The 15,433-nt window shown below is 74.7% G+C and carries 10 protein-coding genes; 8 read left to right on the forward strand and 2 right to left on the reverse strand.

Annotated features, from left to right (window positions below):
* The first annotated feature begins 19 nt into the window (after positions 1-19).
* From ACIRD3_RS13830 to ACIRD3_RS13850, 5 genes are all read left to right on the forward strand, one after another.
* Complete coding sequence (locus ACIRD3_RS13830; RefSeq protein WP_402215198.1) at positions 20-4,000, forward strand: Pls/PosA family non-ribosomal peptide synthetase; 3,981 nt, start codon at positions 20-22, stop codon at positions 3,998-4,000.
* The gene (locus ACIRD3_RS13835) at positions 3,982-5,373 is read left to right on the forward strand and encodes a M1 family metallopeptidase (protein ID WP_402215200.1); all 1,392 of its coding nucleotides are present in this window, start codon (positions 3,982-3,984) and stop codon (positions 5,371-5,373) included. Before ACIRD3_RS13830 ends, ACIRD3_RS13835 begins: the two co-directional genes overlap by 19 nt.
* Positions 5,374-5,517: 144 nt before the next feature.
* Positions 5,518-6,897: a serine hydrolase domain-containing protein gene (locus ACIRD3_RS13840; RefSeq protein WP_402215203.1), complete on the forward strand. Its 1,380-nt coding sequence runs from the start codon at positions 5,518-5,520 to the stop codon at positions 6,895-6,897.
* A 316-nt stretch (positions 6,898-7,213) separates the two neighbouring features.
* The gene (locus tag ACIRD3_RS13845) at positions 7,214-8,065 is read left to right on the forward strand and encodes a GNAT family N-acetyltransferase (RefSeq protein WP_402215205.1); all 852 of its coding nucleotides are present in this window, start codon (positions 7,214-7,216) and stop codon (positions 8,063-8,065) included.
* Complete coding sequence (locus ACIRD3_RS13850; RefSeq protein WP_402215208.1) at positions 8,062-8,877, forward strand: lysophospholipid acyltransferase family protein; 816 nt, start codon at positions 8,062-8,064, stop codon at positions 8,875-8,877. Before ACIRD3_RS13845 ends, ACIRD3_RS13850 begins: the two co-directional genes overlap by 4 nt.
* A 153-nt stretch (positions 8,878-9,030) precedes the next feature.
* Here the strand turns inward: ACIRD3_RS13850 and ACIRD3_RS13855 are convergent, their stop codons facing one another.
* Positions 9,031-10,665, reverse strand: coding sequence for a hypothetical protein (locus ACIRD3_RS13855; RefSeq protein WP_402215210.1), 1,635 nt, complete (start codon positions 10,663-10,665; stop codon positions 9,031-9,033).
* Positions 10,662-12,314, reverse strand: a complete 1,653-nt coding sequence (locus ACIRD3_RS13860; protein WP_402215213.1) for a DUF4231 domain-containing protein — start codon at positions 12,312-12,314, stop codon at positions 10,662-10,664. The genes ACIRD3_RS13855 and ACIRD3_RS13860 overlap by 4 nt, the downstream gene beginning before the upstream one ends.
* Before the next feature lie 450 nt (positions 12,315-12,764).
* Here ACIRD3_RS13860 and ACIRD3_RS13865 point away from each other — a divergent pair, with 450 nt between their 5' ends.
* The 3 genes from ACIRD3_RS13865 to pip all read left to right on the forward strand — a co-directional run bounded on the left by ACIRD3_RS13865 (position 12,765) and on the right by pip (position 15,366).
* Positions 12,765-13,637, forward strand: coding sequence for a TIR domain-containing protein (locus ACIRD3_RS13865; RefSeq protein WP_402215216.1), 873 nt, complete (start codon positions 12,765-12,767; stop codon positions 13,635-13,637).
* A gap of 28 nt (positions 13,638-13,665) precedes the next feature.
* The gene (locus tag ACIRD3_RS13870) at positions 13,666-14,094 is read left to right on the forward strand and encodes a CD225/dispanin family protein (protein ID WP_402215562.1); all 429 of its coding nucleotides are present in this window, start codon (positions 13,666-13,668) and stop codon (positions 14,092-14,094) included.
* Between the two features lie 318 nt (positions 14,095-14,412).
* Entirely contained in the window at positions 14,413-15,366 is a 954-nt protein-coding gene (pip, locus tag ACIRD3_RS13875) for a prolyl aminopeptidase (protein ID WP_402215219.1), read from the forward strand.
* Positions 15,367-15,433: the final 67 nt, after the last annotated feature.

Consider the following 15,433-nt stretch of genomic DNA (forward strand, 5'->3'; position numbering starts at 1 on the left):
GAGGAGCGCACGGGTTGCCATGACAGCTGAACCGAGCCGACCCAACGAACCGAACCACCCGGACCGTCCCGACCACACGGACTACCCGGACCACCCGGACCGCACGGACCACACGGACCACACGAGCCACACGAGCCACTGGGACGAGACGAACCCGACCGCCGCACCGCCGCGCGCCCTGTTCCCCGGCCGCCCGGCCGCCGCGCCGCGCACCCTGGTGGACGTCCTGGACGCCACCGTGCGCGCCCACCCCGACGAGCCCGCCCTCGACGACGGCCACGCCGTGCTGAGCTACCGCGCGCTGGCCGCCGAGGTCGAGCAGCTGCGCCGCCGCCTGGCCGCCGCCGGGATCGGCCCGGGCGACCGGGTCGGCGTGCGCGTGCCGTCGGGCACCAACGACCTGTACGTCTCGATCCTCGCCGTGCTCACCGCCGGGGCCGCCTACGTCCCGGTGGACGCGGAGGACCCGGACGAGCGCGCCGAACTGGTCTTCGGCGAGGCCGGCGTCGCCGCCGTGCTCGGCGCCGACCGCGTCATCGCCACCACGACCGAGCGCGCGCCCTCCCCGGAGCGCCGCCCCACCCCGGCCGACGACGCCTGGATCATCTTCACCTCCGGCTCCACCGGCAAGCCCAAGGGCGTCGCCGTCACCCACCGCAACGCGGCCGCCTTCGTGGACGCCGAGGCCGCGCTCTTCCTGCAGGAGGAGCCGATCGGCCCCGGCGACCGGGTGATGGCCGGGCTGTCGGTCGCCTTCGACGCCTCCTGCGAGGAGATGTGGCTCGCCTGGCGCCAGGGCGCGTGCCTGGTGCCGGTGCCCCGCTCGCAGGTGCGCAGCGGCGCCGACCTCGGCCCCTGGCTGAGCGAGCAGGAGATCACCGTCGTCTCCACCGTCCCGACCCTGGCCGCGCTGTGGCCGGCCGAGGCGCTGAACGAGGTCCGGCTGCTGATCTTCGGCGGCGAGGCCTGCCCGCCCGAGCTGGTGCAGCGCCTGGTCACCGAGGGCCGGGAGGTGTGGAACACCTACGGCCCGACCGAGGCCACCGTGGTCGCCTGCGCCGCGCTGCTGACCGGCGAGGGCCCGGTGCGGATCGGCCTGCCGCTGGACGGCTGGGACCTCGCCGTGGTGGACGAGGCCGGCGAGCCGGTCGCCCCCGGCGGCACCGGTCAGCTGGTGATCGGCGGCGTCGGCCTGGCCCGCTACCTCGACCCGGAGAAGGACGCCGAGAAGTACGCGCCACTGCCCTCGCTGGGCTGGGAGCGCGCCTACCGCAGCGGCGACCTGGTCCAGGCCGACCCGGCCGGCCTGCTGTTCCTCGGCCGCACCGACGAGCAGATCAAGCTGGGCGGCCGCCGGATCGAGCTCGGCGAGGTCGACGCGGCGCTGCAGGCGCTGCCCGGCGTCGCCGGCGCGGCCGCCGCCGTGCGGACCGCCCGCGGCGGCAACCAGCTGCTGGTCGGCTACCTGGTGGTCCAGGACGGCTTCGACCGCGAGCAGGCCGTCGAGCGGCTGCGCGCCGAGCTGCCCGCCGCCCTCGTCCCGCTGCTCGCGACCGTCGAGACCCTGCCCACCCGGACCTCCGGCAAGGTGGACCGCAACGCCCTGCCGTGGCCGCTGCCCGAGCTGGAGGCCGCGGGCCCGAGCGAGCAGCTGTACGGCACCGAGGCGTGGCTGGCCGAGCAGTGGGCCGAGATCCTCGGCATCACCGTCAGCGGCCCGCGCGACGACTTCTTCGCGATCGGCGGCGGCAGCCTGGCCGCCGCCCGGCTGACCACCCTGCTGCGCACCCGCTACCCCAGCGCGGCCGTCCTCGACATCTACCAGAACCCGACGCTGCGCAAGCTCGCCCGGCACCTGGAGCGCACCGCCGCGGACAGCGCCGAGGCCCGTACCGTCACCCTGGTCCCGACCAGGGCGAAGCTGCTGCAGCTGCTCCTGCTGCTCCCGCTGTTCACCGTGGTCGGCCTGCGCTGGACGGTGGCCCTGCTGGCCGCCGGGAACCTGCTCACGCACCTCGGCGACTACCCGTGGGCGCCCACCGCCTCCTGGTGGTGGGTCGGCGCGGGCGCGCTGGCGCTGTTCTCCCCGGCGGGCCGGCTGGCCGTCTCGGCGGGCGGCGCCCGGCTGCTGCTGCGCGGTGTGCGCCCCGGCACCCACCCGCGCGGCGGCTCGGTGCACCTGCGCCTGTGGGCGGCCGAGCGGCTCGCCGAGCTGAGCGGCGCGACCTCGCTGTCCGGCTCCTGGCTGGTGCGCTACGCCCGCGCGCTGGGCTGCAAGGTCGCACCCGACGTGGACCTGCACTCGCTGCCGCCGGTCACCGGGATGCTGAAGCTGGGCCGCGGCTGCGCGGTCGAGGCCGAGGTGGACCTGTGCGGCTACTGGCTGGACGGCGACCGGCTGCTGATCGGCCAGGTCAAGGTCGGCTCCGGCGCCGTGGTCGGCACCCGCTCGACGCTGCTGCCCGGCGCCCGGATCGGCAAGCGCGCCCAGGTGGTGGCCGGCTCCAGCGTCACCGGGCAGGTCCCGACGGGCCAGCGCTGGGGCGGCGCGCCCGCCGTCAAGCTGGGCCGCGCCGAGCGCACCTGGCCCAAGGACCGCCCGGCGCGCCGGGCCCGCTGGGCGGCGATGTACGGCGCCGGCGGTGCCGCGCTCGGCCTGCTCCCGGTGCTGCCCGCCGTCGGCGCGCTCGCCGTGCTCTCCCGCTTCGTCCACCAGGGCGACGCGCTCGGCCCGGCGCTCGGCGGCGCCCTGCTCGGGCTGCTGCCCGCGACGCTGGCGTACGGCGCGGTGTACGCGGCGCAGCTGCTGGTGCTGGTCCGGCTGCTGAGCATCGGCCTGGTACCCGGCGTGCACCCGCTGCACGGGCGGGTCGGCTGGCAGGCCTGGACGGTCAGCCAGCTGATGGACCGGGCCCGCGAGGTGCTGTTCCCGCTGTACGCCGGGCTGGTCACGCCGCTGTGGCTGCGGGCGCTCGGGATGCGGATCGGCCGCGGCGCCGAGGTGTCGACGGTGCTGGCGCTGCCCAGCCTGACCACGGTGGGCGACGGCGCGTTCCTGGCGGACGACACCCTGATCGCGCCGTACGAGCTGGGCGGCGGCTGGGTGCGGCTCGGCGAGGCGAAGGTCGGCGAGCGGGCGTTCCTCGGCAACTCGGGGATGACCGCGCCGGGCCGCTCGGTGCCCAAGCGCGGCCTGGTGGGCGTGCTGTCGGCGACTCCGGCGAAGGCGAAGAAGGGCGGCTCGTACCTGGGCATGCCGCCGATGCGGCTGCCGCGCTCGGCGGACCGGGCCGACCAGAGCCTGACCTACGAGCCGCCGACCCGGCTGCTGTGGGCGCGCGGGCTGGTCGAGCTGGGCCGGCTGGTGCCGGTGCTGGCCTCGGCGGCGCTGGGCCTGCTGACGACGGCGGCGCTGTCCTGGCTGGCCGCCGGCTCGCCGCCGGCCGCCGCGCTGCTCTCCGGCCCGGTGCTGCTGGGCGCCGGCACGGTGGCCTGCGTGGTCGCGGTGGCGGCGAAGTGGCTGCTGGTCGGGCGGTTCCGGGCGGTGGAGCACCCGCTGTGGAGCGGCTTCGTGTGGCGCAACGAGCTGGCGGACACCTTCGTGGAGATGCTGGCGGTGCCGTGGCTGGTCGGCTCCGTGCCGGGCACCCCGGTGCTCAACCTGTGGCTGCGGTCGCTCGGCGCGAAGGTCGGGCGCGGCGTCTGGTGCGAGAGCTACTGGCTCCCGGAGGCGGACCTGGTCACCCTCGGCGACGGGGTCAGCATCAACCGGGGCTGTGTGGTGCAGACCCACCTCTTCCACGACCGGATCATGCGGATGGATACTGTGGTCCTCCGCGAGGGCGCCACCCTGGGCCCGGGCGGCATCGTGCTGCCCGGCAGCACGGTGGGCGCGCGCAGCACGCTCGGCCCGGCCTCGCTGGTGATGCGCGCCGAGTCCGTCCCCGCCGACACGCGGTGGCTGGGCAACCCCATCGAGGCGTGGCAGACCACGTCATGACCGCCTCGACGACCCCCCGTCCCGGCCCGCAGGAAGCGCACGTCCCCGTGAAGTCCAAGCACGCCCCCGCGGCCGCCGGCGCCCCGGACCCGTACTTCCCGAACAGCGGTGACCACCGCTACCGGGTGCACCGCTACGAGCTGACGCTGGACTACCGGCCCGGGCCCAACCGGCTGGCCGGTTCGGCCCGGCTGAGCGCGGTGGCGGACGCGGCACTGGCGGAGTTCGCGCTCGACCTGGCCGAGTTCCGGATCGGCCGGGTGCTGGTCGACGGCCGGGCCGCCCGCTACACCCACCGCGCCGGCAAGCTGCGGGTCCGCCCGGCCAAGGCGCTCGCGGCGGGCGCGGCGTTCACCGTCGAGGTGCACTACACCGGCAACCCGCGCCCGGTGCGCAGCCCGTGGGGCGGCCTGGGCTGGGAGGAGCTGACCGAGGGCGCGCTGGTGGCCAGCCAGCCGATCGGCGCGCCGTCCTGGTTCCCGTGCAACGACCGGCCCGCCGACAAGGCGACGTACCAGATAGCGGTGACCACGGCGTCCCCGTTCACCGTGGTGGCCGGCGGCCGGCTGCTCACCCGCACCACCCGGGCGTCCAGCACCACCTGGGTGTACGAGCAGAGCGCGCCGACCCCGACGTACCTGGTGACGGTGTCGATCGGCCACTACCGGGCGGTGCCGCTGGCCGCCCGGCCGGCCGTGCCGCAGACCGGGTACGTGCCGGAGCGGCTGGCCACCGGCTTCGCCCGGGACTTCGCCCGGCAGCCGGAGATGACGGCGTACTTCGCCGAGGTCTTCGGGCCGTACCCGTTCGGCGAGTACGCGGTGGTCCTCGCGGACGAGGAGCTGGACGTCCCGGTGGAGGCGCAGGGCGTCGCCACCTTCGGCACCAACCACCTCGGCGGCGGCTGGGAGCGCGAGCGGCTGATCGCGCACGAGCTGGCCCACCAGTGGTTCGGCAACAGCGTCACGATCGCGGACTGGCGGCACATCTGGCTGAACGAGGGCTTCGCCAAGTACGCGGAGTGGCTCTGGTCCGAGCACGCCGGCGGCCCGGCCGCGGCCGCCCGCGCGCACGCCGCCCACACCCGGCTCGCCGGCCAGCCGCAGGACCTCGTCCTCGGCGACCCGGGCCGCAAGCTGATGTTCGACGACCGGCTGTACCAGCGCGGCGGGCTCGTCGTGCACGCGCTGCGCCGGGCGCTGGGCGACGACGCGTTCTTCGCGATGCTGCGGGACTGGGCGGGCCTCAACCGGCACGGCGTGGTCGACACGGCGGACCTGCGGGCGCACGCCTCCCGGTACACCTCCGTGCCGCTCGGCCCGCTCTTCGAGGCCTGGCTGGAGCGCCCGGAACTGCCGCCGCTGCCGGTCTGAGGCCCCGTCGGGGTGCGACGGTCGCACCGCCCGGGGCGCGGCGGGCACGGCGGTCGAACTGCCCGGGGCACGGCGGAATCCGCTCGGGATCGGCGCCGCGCTGGGCTACTGTCCGTCCACATGTCGATGAGTTCAGAAGCCCACATGACCGGTCTGCCGGACGAGCTGCTCCCCACCACCCGCCGCGCCCTGCTGCACCGGGTCGCCCTCGCCCAGGCCGAGGGGCGGGCGCCCGCCGTGGTCGCCGGGGTGGTGCGGGACGGACGGCCGGTGTGGAGCGGCGCCCGCAGCATGATCGACGGGCACGCGCCCACCCCGGACGTCCAGTTCCGGATCGGCTCCATCACCAAGACCTTCGTCGCCGTGCTGGTGCTGCGGCTGCGTGACGAGGGCCTGCTCGACCTCGCCGACCCGCTCTCCCGCCACCTGCCCGGCACCCCGGCCGACGACGCGACCGTCGCCCACCTGCTCTCGCACTCCTCGGGACTCGCCGCCGAGACCCCCGGCCCGTGGTGGGAGCGGACCGAGGGCTCGCTGCGGCCCCGCCTCGACGACCTGCTGGAGGCCGAACGCCCGCTCAAGCACCCGGCCGGCCGCCTCCTGCACTACTCCAACCCCGGCTACGCGCTGCTCGGCGCCCTGGTGGAGAAGGTGCGCGGCGAGCCCTGGGGCGAGGTACTGCGCCGCGAGGTGCTGGCCCCGCTCGGCATGGACCGCACCACGCTGCTGCCCGAGCACCCGCACGCCGGGGGCTTCGCCGTCCACCCGTGGGCCGACGTGATGCGGCCCGAACCGCTCACCGACACCGGCCTGATGGGCCCGGCCGGCCAACTCTGGTCCACCGGCGCCGACCTGGCCCGCTGGGCGGCCTTCCTCGGCGCGGGCGACGACAAGGTGCTCGCCGCCGACACCCTCGCCGAGATGCGCCGCCCGGTCGCCGCCCCGCTCGACGACGGGTGGACCACCGCCTTCGGCCTCGGGCTGCAGCTGCTCCGCCACGAGGGCCGGTTGCTGTACGGGCACACCGGCTCGATGCCCGGCTTCACGGCCGGACTGTGGGTCAGCGAGGCCGACGGCCTGGCCGCGTACGCCCTCGCCAACGCCACCAGCGGCGTCGGCACCTCGCTGCTGACCGCGCGGTTGATCGCGCTCACCGCCGAGCACGAGCCGCGGCTGCCCGAGCCCTGGCGCCCGCTGCCCGAGGTCGACCAGGAGCTGCTGGAGCTCACCGGCCCCTGGTACTGGGGTGCCGCCCCGAACGTCCTGCGACTGCGGGCCGGGCGCGTCCTGGAGCTCACCCAGCTCGGCGGCGGCACCCGGGGCTCGCGCTTCCGGCCCGAGCCGGACGGCACCTGGACCGGCCTGGACAACTACTACGCGGGCGAGACCCTGCGGGTGGTCCGGGGCGCCGACGGCTCGGTCAGCCACCTCGACATCGGCTCCTTCGTCTACACCCGCGAGCCCTACGGACCGGCCGACACCGTCCCGGGCGGCGTGGACCCGGAGGGCTGGCAGGCCATGTGAACCGGCCGGGCCGGGTGAGCCGACCGGGCCGGGTGAGTCGGCCGGGCGGGACAGCGGGGGCGCACGGTGCAGCTGTGCACCCCCGTTGTCCACCCCGCGCGGAAGAGCGCCGGGTGCCGGGCAGGTGACCGGGAGGCCACGGGTGGTCCCATTCAACAGGTGCACATCTGCGATCCGCCGGGCCGCAACGTGAATGCCAACCGATTCGGAGAGACATACCGGGACCGGTTCGCGTCCATGCCCGACCACCAGCGGACCGGGACGGTGCCCTGGCGATCCACGGCACCGCCGATCGTGCTGCCCTGGAGGGTCCGCCATGAGCACCGTCCCCACGTACGCTCCGTCCGCAGTCGCCCCCGCCCACGACGCCCCGGCGGTCCCCGCCCCGCGCCACCGGCCCGCGCCGACCGCGGCCCCCACCCCGGCGCCCGCGTACACCGTCTCCCTCGCCCGCGACGAGGACGACGTGCGCGCCGCCCAGCAGCTGCGCCACCAGGTGTTCGCCGCCGAGCTCGGCGCCCTCCTGCACAGCCCGGTCGCCGGCCTCGACATCGACCCGTTCGACGAGTACTGCGACCACCTGCTGGTCCGCGAGGGCGAGCACGGAACCGTCGTCGGCACCTACCGGCTGCTGCGCCCCGAGGCGGCCCGCCGGGCCGGACGCCTCTACTCCGAGGGCGAGTTCGACCTGTCCGCCCTGGCGCCGGTCCGTCCCGGCCTGGTCGAGCTGGGACGCTCGTGCATCCGCCCGGACCACCGCGGCAACGGCGCCGTCATCAACCTGATGTGGGGCGGCATCGCCCGCTACCTCGCCGACACCGGCAACACCTGGGTCGGCGGCTGCTGCTCGATCGGCCTGGAGGACGGCGGCGCCACCGCGGCCCGGGTCTGGGACACCGTCAGCACCAGGCACCTGGCCCCCGCGGAGTACCGGGTCTCCCCGCACCGCCGCTGGGACGCCGCCGGCGTGCCGCGCGCCGAGCGCGGCGCCCTGCCGCCCCTGCTCCGCGGCTACCTGCGGCTCGGCGCCTGGGTCTGCGGCGAGCCCGCGTACGACCCGGACTTCCACTGCGCCGACCTGTACGTGCTGCTCTCGCTGGAGCGCACCGACCCGCGCTACCTGCGGCACTTCCTCTCCGGACTGCCCGCGCTGGGCACCACGTCATGAGCGTCTGGCTGCCCACGGCGACCTGCCGGCCGGAGACCTGCCTGGCCGACGCGGCGCCGGAGGTGTCCCACCCCCGGCGCGTCCTGCGGCTGACGGCCTGCCTGCTGGCGGTCCTGGCCGGCGTCGTGCTCAGCCTGCCGGGCAGGCTGCTCCCGTACGGCGGCCGGGAGCGGCTGACCCGGCTCTGGGCGCGCGTCGTGCTGCGCGCCCTCGGGGTGACCGTCCAGCTCACCGGGCCGGGCCGCGGCCCGGGCGCCGGCGGGGTGCTGGTGGTCGCCAACCACGTGTCCTGGCTGGACATCCCGCTGCTCGCGGCCGGCCGGCCGGGCCGGTCGCTGGCCAAGTCCGAGGTCCGGCGGTGGCCGGTGCTCGGCCCGCTGGTCGCCTGGGGCGGCACCGTCTTCCTGGACCGCGACCGGCTGCGGACGCTGCCGGACACCGTCGCGGCGGTGGCCGGGGTGCTGCGCTCCGGGCACCCGGTGATCGTCTTCCCGGAGGGCTCGACCTGGTGCGGGCGGGAGAGCGGCAGGTTCCGGCCCGCGCTGTTCCAGGCCGCGGTCGAGGCGGGCGCCTTCGTCCAGCCGGTGACGATCCGCTACCGGCTGGCCGACGGGCGGCCGACCAGCGTCCCCGCGTTCGTCGGGGACGACGGGCTGCTCACCTCGCTCGCCCGGGTGGTCGCGGCGCGCGGGCTGGTCGCCGAGGTGACCTTCCTCCCGCCGATCCCCCCTCCCGCCCCGCAGGCCACCCGGGCGGGCGCCCGGCGCGAGCTGGCCCGCGCGGCCCAGGCGGCGGTCGAAGGGATCCGCTGACCGGCCGCCCCACGGCGGCCGGTCACGGCCGGTGAGGGTCTGCCGGTCACGGCCAGTGAGGGTCGGTCAGGGGCGGTCAGGGTCGGTCAGGACGGATGGCGCGGGCCCGGTCAGGCAGGTCCCAGCGGATCGCGCCCCGGCGGCTCGCGCACGTCACGAGATCAGCTCGATGTCGTGGAAGCGCATGACGCCGAACCAGGCACTGGTCTCCTCCCGCATGACGCGCTCGGTCTCGACCGCGACCTCGCGGACGCGTTCCAGGGTCTGTGCCCGCACCATCTTCGATTCGAGGTCCTCCAGTAGCTGGGCCATGCGTCGATAGCGCTGACAGTGCTGCCGGAACTGGGCCTGGGTCCGGATCCCGTGCACGGCCGCGCCGATGGTCGGCATGCCGATCGACAGGACGACGAGGAGGAGCCCCCAGTCGGAGGGCCGGTCCGTCTCCTCGCCGGTGCCGACCATGTGCAGCACGGCCGCGATCAACGTGATCCCGAAGATGACGCTGGTCGCCAGGTAGAGCCTGATCTCCCAGGCGCCCTGCCGGTCGGCTGCCTTCCGGTGGTAGCTGATCTGCGCCCCGATCCAGTGTCGGCTGAGGTAGTCGCGCAGGAACGGGACGTCGGACGAGGACATCGGGATCGCGGGGCGGTGGGCGGTGACCTCCCGAAGGGCCCTTCTGACCCATGCCTCCGAGGGATCGAAGAGCCGGCTGCCGCTACGGGGCCGCTGCCCGCGGTCACCGGTTCCGGCGACGGCGAGGAAATAGGCGGACCGCAGCCGCTCGGCCAGGAACCGGTAGGAGATCCAACGGTCGAGCACCCGCTTCCGGCGGCTCACCACGGGAACCACGAGCAGCACGCCCAGCAGCGCGACCTCGACGGCGGTGATCCACTCCCGCTTGGGCAGGAAGGTCACCTGGACCGCGATCGCGACGACGGACGCGGCCGCCATGAGGAAGATCGCCGCCCCCGCCATCCGGAACCGCCGGTGCAGGCGGCATGCCAGGGCGTCGGCCCGGACGAAGTACGGGAGGATCCAGGCGGCCGCGACCTCGTGGGCCCGCGCGACGGCGTCGGACCGCCCGGTGTGCTCGGGCTCGAGCCGGTCCCGTTCGTCCCCCAGCCGGACCGGGAGGTCACGCAGGGCCGCGGCGTTGTAGCGGCGGAACTCGTCCGCGGCGCGTCGCGTGTCGCGGGCGCGCTCCTCGTCCAGCAGGAATTCCAGCTCGGCACCACCCGTCGTGCGGACCCACGCCAGCGGCACGCCGCGTTCCTTGGCGTAGTCGACGACGGTCGCGGTGCCGCCCCGGCCCCGTGCCGGTCGGCCGTCCCAGAGGGCGACCAGCACGTCGGACCGGTCCACGATGTGGCGGCCGGCCCGCTCGTAGGCCTCCTCCCTCGTCCTGCTCGGGGGAGCCTGCCAGGTGGCGGCGGACCGGGAGAGCAGGTCGGAGAACTCGGCCTTCGACGCGGCACCGGCGAAATCGGTCAGGTAGTCCTCGGGAGGCAGCGGCAGGACCGCCTCGAAGCGCGCTCCCGGCTCGGTCAGCAGCTCCCTGACCACCAATCGATCGGCGCCCTCCGCCAGTGCGGAGAGAACGACCAGTGGGGGCGGCCGGGAGCCGCCGAGGAGGCGTTGGGCGAGCCCTCGGACGGCCTCGTGGATCACCGGTGTCAGGGCGGACGGATCGTCGAGGCTGCGATGGCCGGTCACTCCCACGCGCAGCGTCAGCGGCAGGCGCCCCGTCCGGTCGGCGGGCTCCGGCAGATCGGAGGGACGCGGGGTCACGGCCGCTCCCCCGGCTTCCCGCGCCGTCCGGGCTCGACGGCCCGTTCGGCCTCCTGCCTCTCCCGCAGCTCCTGCAATGCCTCGTTCATCTGGTGGACCCATCCGGATCGTTCGCGGGCCAGGACCGTCTCCGTCCTCCTGACCAGCTCGACGACCGGGTTCGCCCCGCGCTGCTCATGGGGCCGGCGCGCCTCCCACGCGTCCCGCAGCACTTCCAGGTCACCGACGGCCCGGTTGTAGGCGATGATCGTGCTGTCCGCCTGCAGGTATCCGAGGCCGGCCAGCGCGGCGGTCGACAAGCCACCGGTGAACCCGATCCACGGGTCGATCCCGATGGCGGCGAGAAGCGTTCCCGCGCCGCCCGCGGTGATCGCCAGCGCCTGCAGGCCGGTCCGCAGCCGGTCCAGCTGGCGCAGTCGCTGGTAGTAGTAGGTGATCTGGTCCCCCACCCGGATCTCGACGTAGCGCTCGGCCGTCAGCGGGCTCAGGCCGTCGTCGGTGCTGCCCGCGCCGAAGAGCTCGGGTGGCATCGGCCCGTCGTACGGGGAGAGGGGAGCCGTACCGGCCTCCGTTCTGACCAGGCGGCTCTCGATCGCGCCGAGGCTCTCCAGCAGCTGCCTGCGTCGCTGGAGCGTCGCGTGCCCCTTGCCGCGTTCCGACGCGTACGCGCACTTGAGGGCCCGGTGGCGGTAGATCTCCGCCTTCACGTCCTCGGCCGCGGAGCGGAGGGCGATCCACCGCTGTCCGCTGGCGCGACGGCTGGTCCATGCGATGAGCACCGAAACGATGACGGGTGCCACGACGACCACCCAGTGCAGCGTCCTGCCGCCGATCTCGGCGTCGATCAGCGCGAGCAGGGTCGCGAAGACGCCGAGCGCGAGGATCAGGGCCTGGAACCGCTGGAAGGCCCGGCGCAGGCGGCTGGCGAGGCGGTCGTACGTGGCGAAGGTCCGCCAGGCCGCTTTCAGGACGGGCTCGTCCTGCAGGTCCCAGCTGATCCGCCGGGCGAGCGCACGGGGTTCGTCGGCGGTGAGCAGCCGGAGGTCGCCCTCGCGGATGATCTCGCCCACCTCGGCGTCGTGGTCGGTCACCGCGAGCGACGCACCGCCCCGGTGCCGTCGGCGGAACACGGCGGGGTGCTTCGACCGGTGGAGCTGCCGCCACTGCTCGCCGAGCTCCCGGGCCAGCCCGCCTGACCACCCGACGACGAAGACCGGCAGCCCGCGGCGCACCGCCGCCAGCACCTCGGCCCGGGCTCCCGGGCCGCCGCCCACCAGCACCACCGCCACCGGTCCCCCTCCGGCCAAGACGGCGGCCACCGCCGGTTTCCAGGTGGCGTCCGTCCCCCAGGCGACCACGCTGATGGTGACAGCACGTGACCGTTCCCGTCCCTGCTTCTCGCCAGCGCCTCCGGGGGGCGCAGGGCGCTCCGCCCGGCCGGGCGGAGCGCCCAGAACAGTACGCGGGCCCTCCGCTCCCCGGGCGCGACTGGCGCGCAGTGCCGCAGCGGCCACCACACCGGTGGCGTGGTCCACCACGACGGCGCCGGTCAGCTCCGCGGCCAGGGAGACCGCGGCGCCCACCGTCTCGCCGGTCCGTCCCGGCGGCGTCGCCTCCGGGTCCTCGACTCCGCCGCTGACGACGACCACTGGTTGACCGTCGGGCGGTGCCGGAAACGGCGGCTCGGGGTGATCGGGGTCGACACCGGTGGTGGTGGTTCCGAGCCCCTGGCAGCCGATGCCGTGCCCGTGCTGCCGGGGGCCGCTCCCGGCCGGCGGGTGCGTCGCGGCACCGCGCACGGCCGCCGACCGTGCCACCGGCCCCCGGGACACGGGTCCGCCTGCTGGCCGGTCCTCAGGCGGTGGGACGTCATCTGCCGGTAGGCCGGGGGCCGCCCCGTGGTCGGGGTCGAAGGTCATGCACGGTCACCTCGGAGAACAGCTGGTTTCCGGTGCTTCCACTCCCACCTTCAGGATCTCCGACCGCGCTCGCTCCCGCACCAGCAAACCCCGGACGTATCTGCACCACCTGGTGCCCGTCCGCGGGAATAAAAGCTAGCCTGAAAGGAGAGATCGTATGCATACAGCTGGGTGGGACTCATGTCAACCACAGCTCCGGGGGCGCCGCACAGCGGACGCCGCCTCTTCATCTCGTACGCGCGAGCCGACAGCGACGCGGTACAGCTGTTGGTGAAGCTCCTCCGCGCGATGCATCACGATCCATGGTTCGACAACGAGCTCGAATCCGAGGGCGGCAAGGAGTGGTGGGACCGGATCCTCTCCGAGATCCGGGACTGCGACGCGGTGGTCGTCGCCGTGTCGCCGTCACTCACGAAGTCGGTGCCCGCCAGGCTGGAACGCCAGTACGCCAAGGATCTGGGCAAGCCGGTCGTCGCCGTCATGGTCGAGACCGTGCTCTACACCTTGTTGCCGAAGGAACTCGCCGTCCTGCAGATCGTCGACCTCACCAACGCGGGCCCCATGACCGGGATCAACCTCGCGAACACCCTGGCGGGCCTCGCTCCCGCACCCTCGCTGCCCGATCCGATGCCCGCCCTGCCGGACGTGCCGCTCAGCTACCTGGGCGACCTGGCCGACCGCGTGCGGGCGGAAACGATGACGCAGGACGAGCAGCTCCACCTGATCACCAAGCTACGGCTCGAACTGAAGGACCGACGCGGACGGAAGGCCGCGATCACCCTGCTGCAGGAGCTGTGGGAGCGCCGCGACCTCTACGCCGACGCGTGGCAGGAGTTGGACTCGGTGCTCCGCATCGCGCGGGACGAGGAGCCGGAACCCCGGGCGACGCAGCAGACGGCCGACTTCCCGCCGGCGTCGGACCGCTCCGAGCCCGCCCCGCCGGCCGGCTGGTACCCGGACCCGTCGGGCCGTCACGAGCTCCGCTGGTTCTCCGCGGAGTGGACCGACTACGCCGCCGACCACGGCGAGATCGTCGAAGACCCGGACTTCTGAGACACCGAAGGGAGAAGCGATCATGGCTATGCCAGGACCTCCACCAGGCGACGGTCGTGCACCTCCGAGCCCTCCCCGGGGGCACCGGCACCCGCCGCCGTCGGCCGACGAGCGGCGCACCGCCCAGTCGTTCCCGACCGAGCAACCCCCGCACCCGACGGAGCACTTCCAGCAACCGGGGCAGAGGCCGGTGCCACCACCGGACACCCGGCCCAGAACCTACTGGGCCTTGTCGATCATCGCGCTCGTGCTGTTCTTCCCCATCGGCGCGCTGGGGATGTACTTCTCCGCCCAGGTCACCAGTCGGTGGCTCGACGGGGCCCCGGCCGGGGCGAAGAGCGCGTCGACGACCGCGCTCGTCCTCGACCTGTGCTTCATCGTCATCGGCCTGCTCTTCTGGGTGATCATCATCATCGCCGCCGCTTCCACCGGCGACAGCACTGACTACAACTATTGACGGAGGTACCTGCGCCCGCGGTCGGCACCGCACCTCGTCACCGCACGCCGATCCGGCAACGGCAGTCGACCCGACCGACTGCGGAACTGCCCGCGGCGGACGCGACCCAGCACGGCGGACGCGCCCTCAGGGCACGGCGCGGCACGGACGAACACCGGAGCCGTGTGCCGATCCGTCCCGGGGCCTCACGGCCCCGGGTGACCCGAGGCATCACGGTCCCGCCCTCGGACGGACCGCCGGCAACCCCTGCCTGCGCGATCCGCCGTCAACGGACTAGGCTCGCCGGGACCGGCCGGGACGACCTCGGAGGAGCCACCGATGAGCGCGCTGTACCCCCTCTACGAGCCGTACGCGCAGGGCTGGTTGGACGTCGGTGACGGGCAGGAACTGTACTGGAACGCCTCCGGCAACCCGGCCGGCACACCGGCCGCGGTAGTGCACGGCGGGCCGGGATCCGGCCACGGCCCGGGCACCCGGCGGTACTTCGACCCGAAGCGCTACCACGTCGTCCAGTTCGACCAGCGCGGCTGCGGTCGGAGCCGGCCGCACGCCGCGGACGCCTCCACCGGGCTGGAGCACAACACCACCGCACACCTGATCGCCGACATGGAGCGGCTGCGCGAACACCTCGGCATCGACAAGTGGCTTCTCCACGGCGGCTCGTGGGGCTCCACGCTGATCCTCGCGTACGCCCAGGCCCACCCCGAGCGGGTCTCCGCGATCGTGCTCTGCGGCGTCACCATGACCCGCCCCGAGGAGACCGACTGGCTCTACCGGGGCGTCGGCCGCTTCCTGCCGGGCCCCTGGGCGGAGTTCCGGGACTTCCTGCCGCCCGCCGACCGGGACGGCGACCTGGTCGCCGCCTACAGCCGGCTGCTCAACAGCCCGGACGAGGACGTCCGTCGGGCCGCCGCCAGCGCCTGGGCCACCTGGGAGGACGCGGTCATCTCGCACGAGACGCTGGGCAAGCCGAACGCGTACTCCGACCGCCCCTCCGACGCCCTGATGGCCTTCACCCGGATCACCGCGCACTACTTCTCGCACGGCGCCTTCCTGGAGGACGGCCAACTGCTGCGCGACGCCGGGCGGCTGGCCGGCATCCCGGGGGAACTGATCCACGGCCGACTGGACCTCGGCGGGCCGCTCCACACCGCCTGGCAACTGGCCGAGGCCTGGCCGGACGCCCGACTGACCGTCATCGACGAGGCCGGACACACCGGCAGCCCCCGGATGCGGGACGCCGTCCTGGCTGCCATCGAGCGCTTCGCCTGAGCACCCGGGGGCCGGTGGGATCGCCCCGGGCGGCGGGACCGTTCGTACAAGTGGGCCATTCCTGGGA

Origin of the sequence: Kitasatospora sp. NPDC093550, assembly GCF_044764985.1 — a bacterium.
Classification (GTDB): domain Bacteria; phylum Actinomycetota; class Actinomycetes; order Streptomycetales; family Streptomycetaceae; genus Kitasatospora.

What these genes read in the sequence shown, in the direction of transcription:
- ACIRD3_RS13870 (WP_402215562.1), top strand. Translation starts at nt 13,666, where the DNA reads ATGCCAGGACCTCCACCAGGCGACGGTCGTGCACCTCCGAGCCCTCCC.
- ACIRD3_RS13865 (WP_402215216.1), top strand. Translation starts at nt 12,765, where the DNA reads ATGTCAACCACAGCTCCGGGGGCGCCGCACAGCGGACGCCGCCTCTTC.
- ACIRD3_RS13845 (WP_402215205.1), top strand. Translation starts at nt 7,214, where the DNA reads ATGAGCACCGTCCCCACGTACGCTCCGTCCGCAGTCGCCCCCGCCCAC.
- pip (WP_402215219.1), top strand. Translation starts at nt 14,413, where the DNA reads ATGAGCGCGCTGTACCCCCTCTACGAGCCGTACGCGCAGGGCTGGTTG.
- ACIRD3_RS13850 (WP_402215208.1), top strand. Translation starts at nt 8,062, where the DNA reads ATGAGCGTCTGGCTGCCCACGGCGACCTGCCGGCCGGAGACCTGCCTG.
- ACIRD3_RS13840 (WP_402215203.1), top strand. Translation starts at nt 5,518, where the DNA reads ATGACCGGTCTGCCGGACGAGCTGCTCCCCACCACCCGCCGCGCCCTG.
- ACIRD3_RS13830 (WP_402215198.1), top strand. Translation starts at nt 20, where the DNA reads ATGACAGCTGAACCGAGCCGACCCAACGAACCGAACCACCCGGACCGT.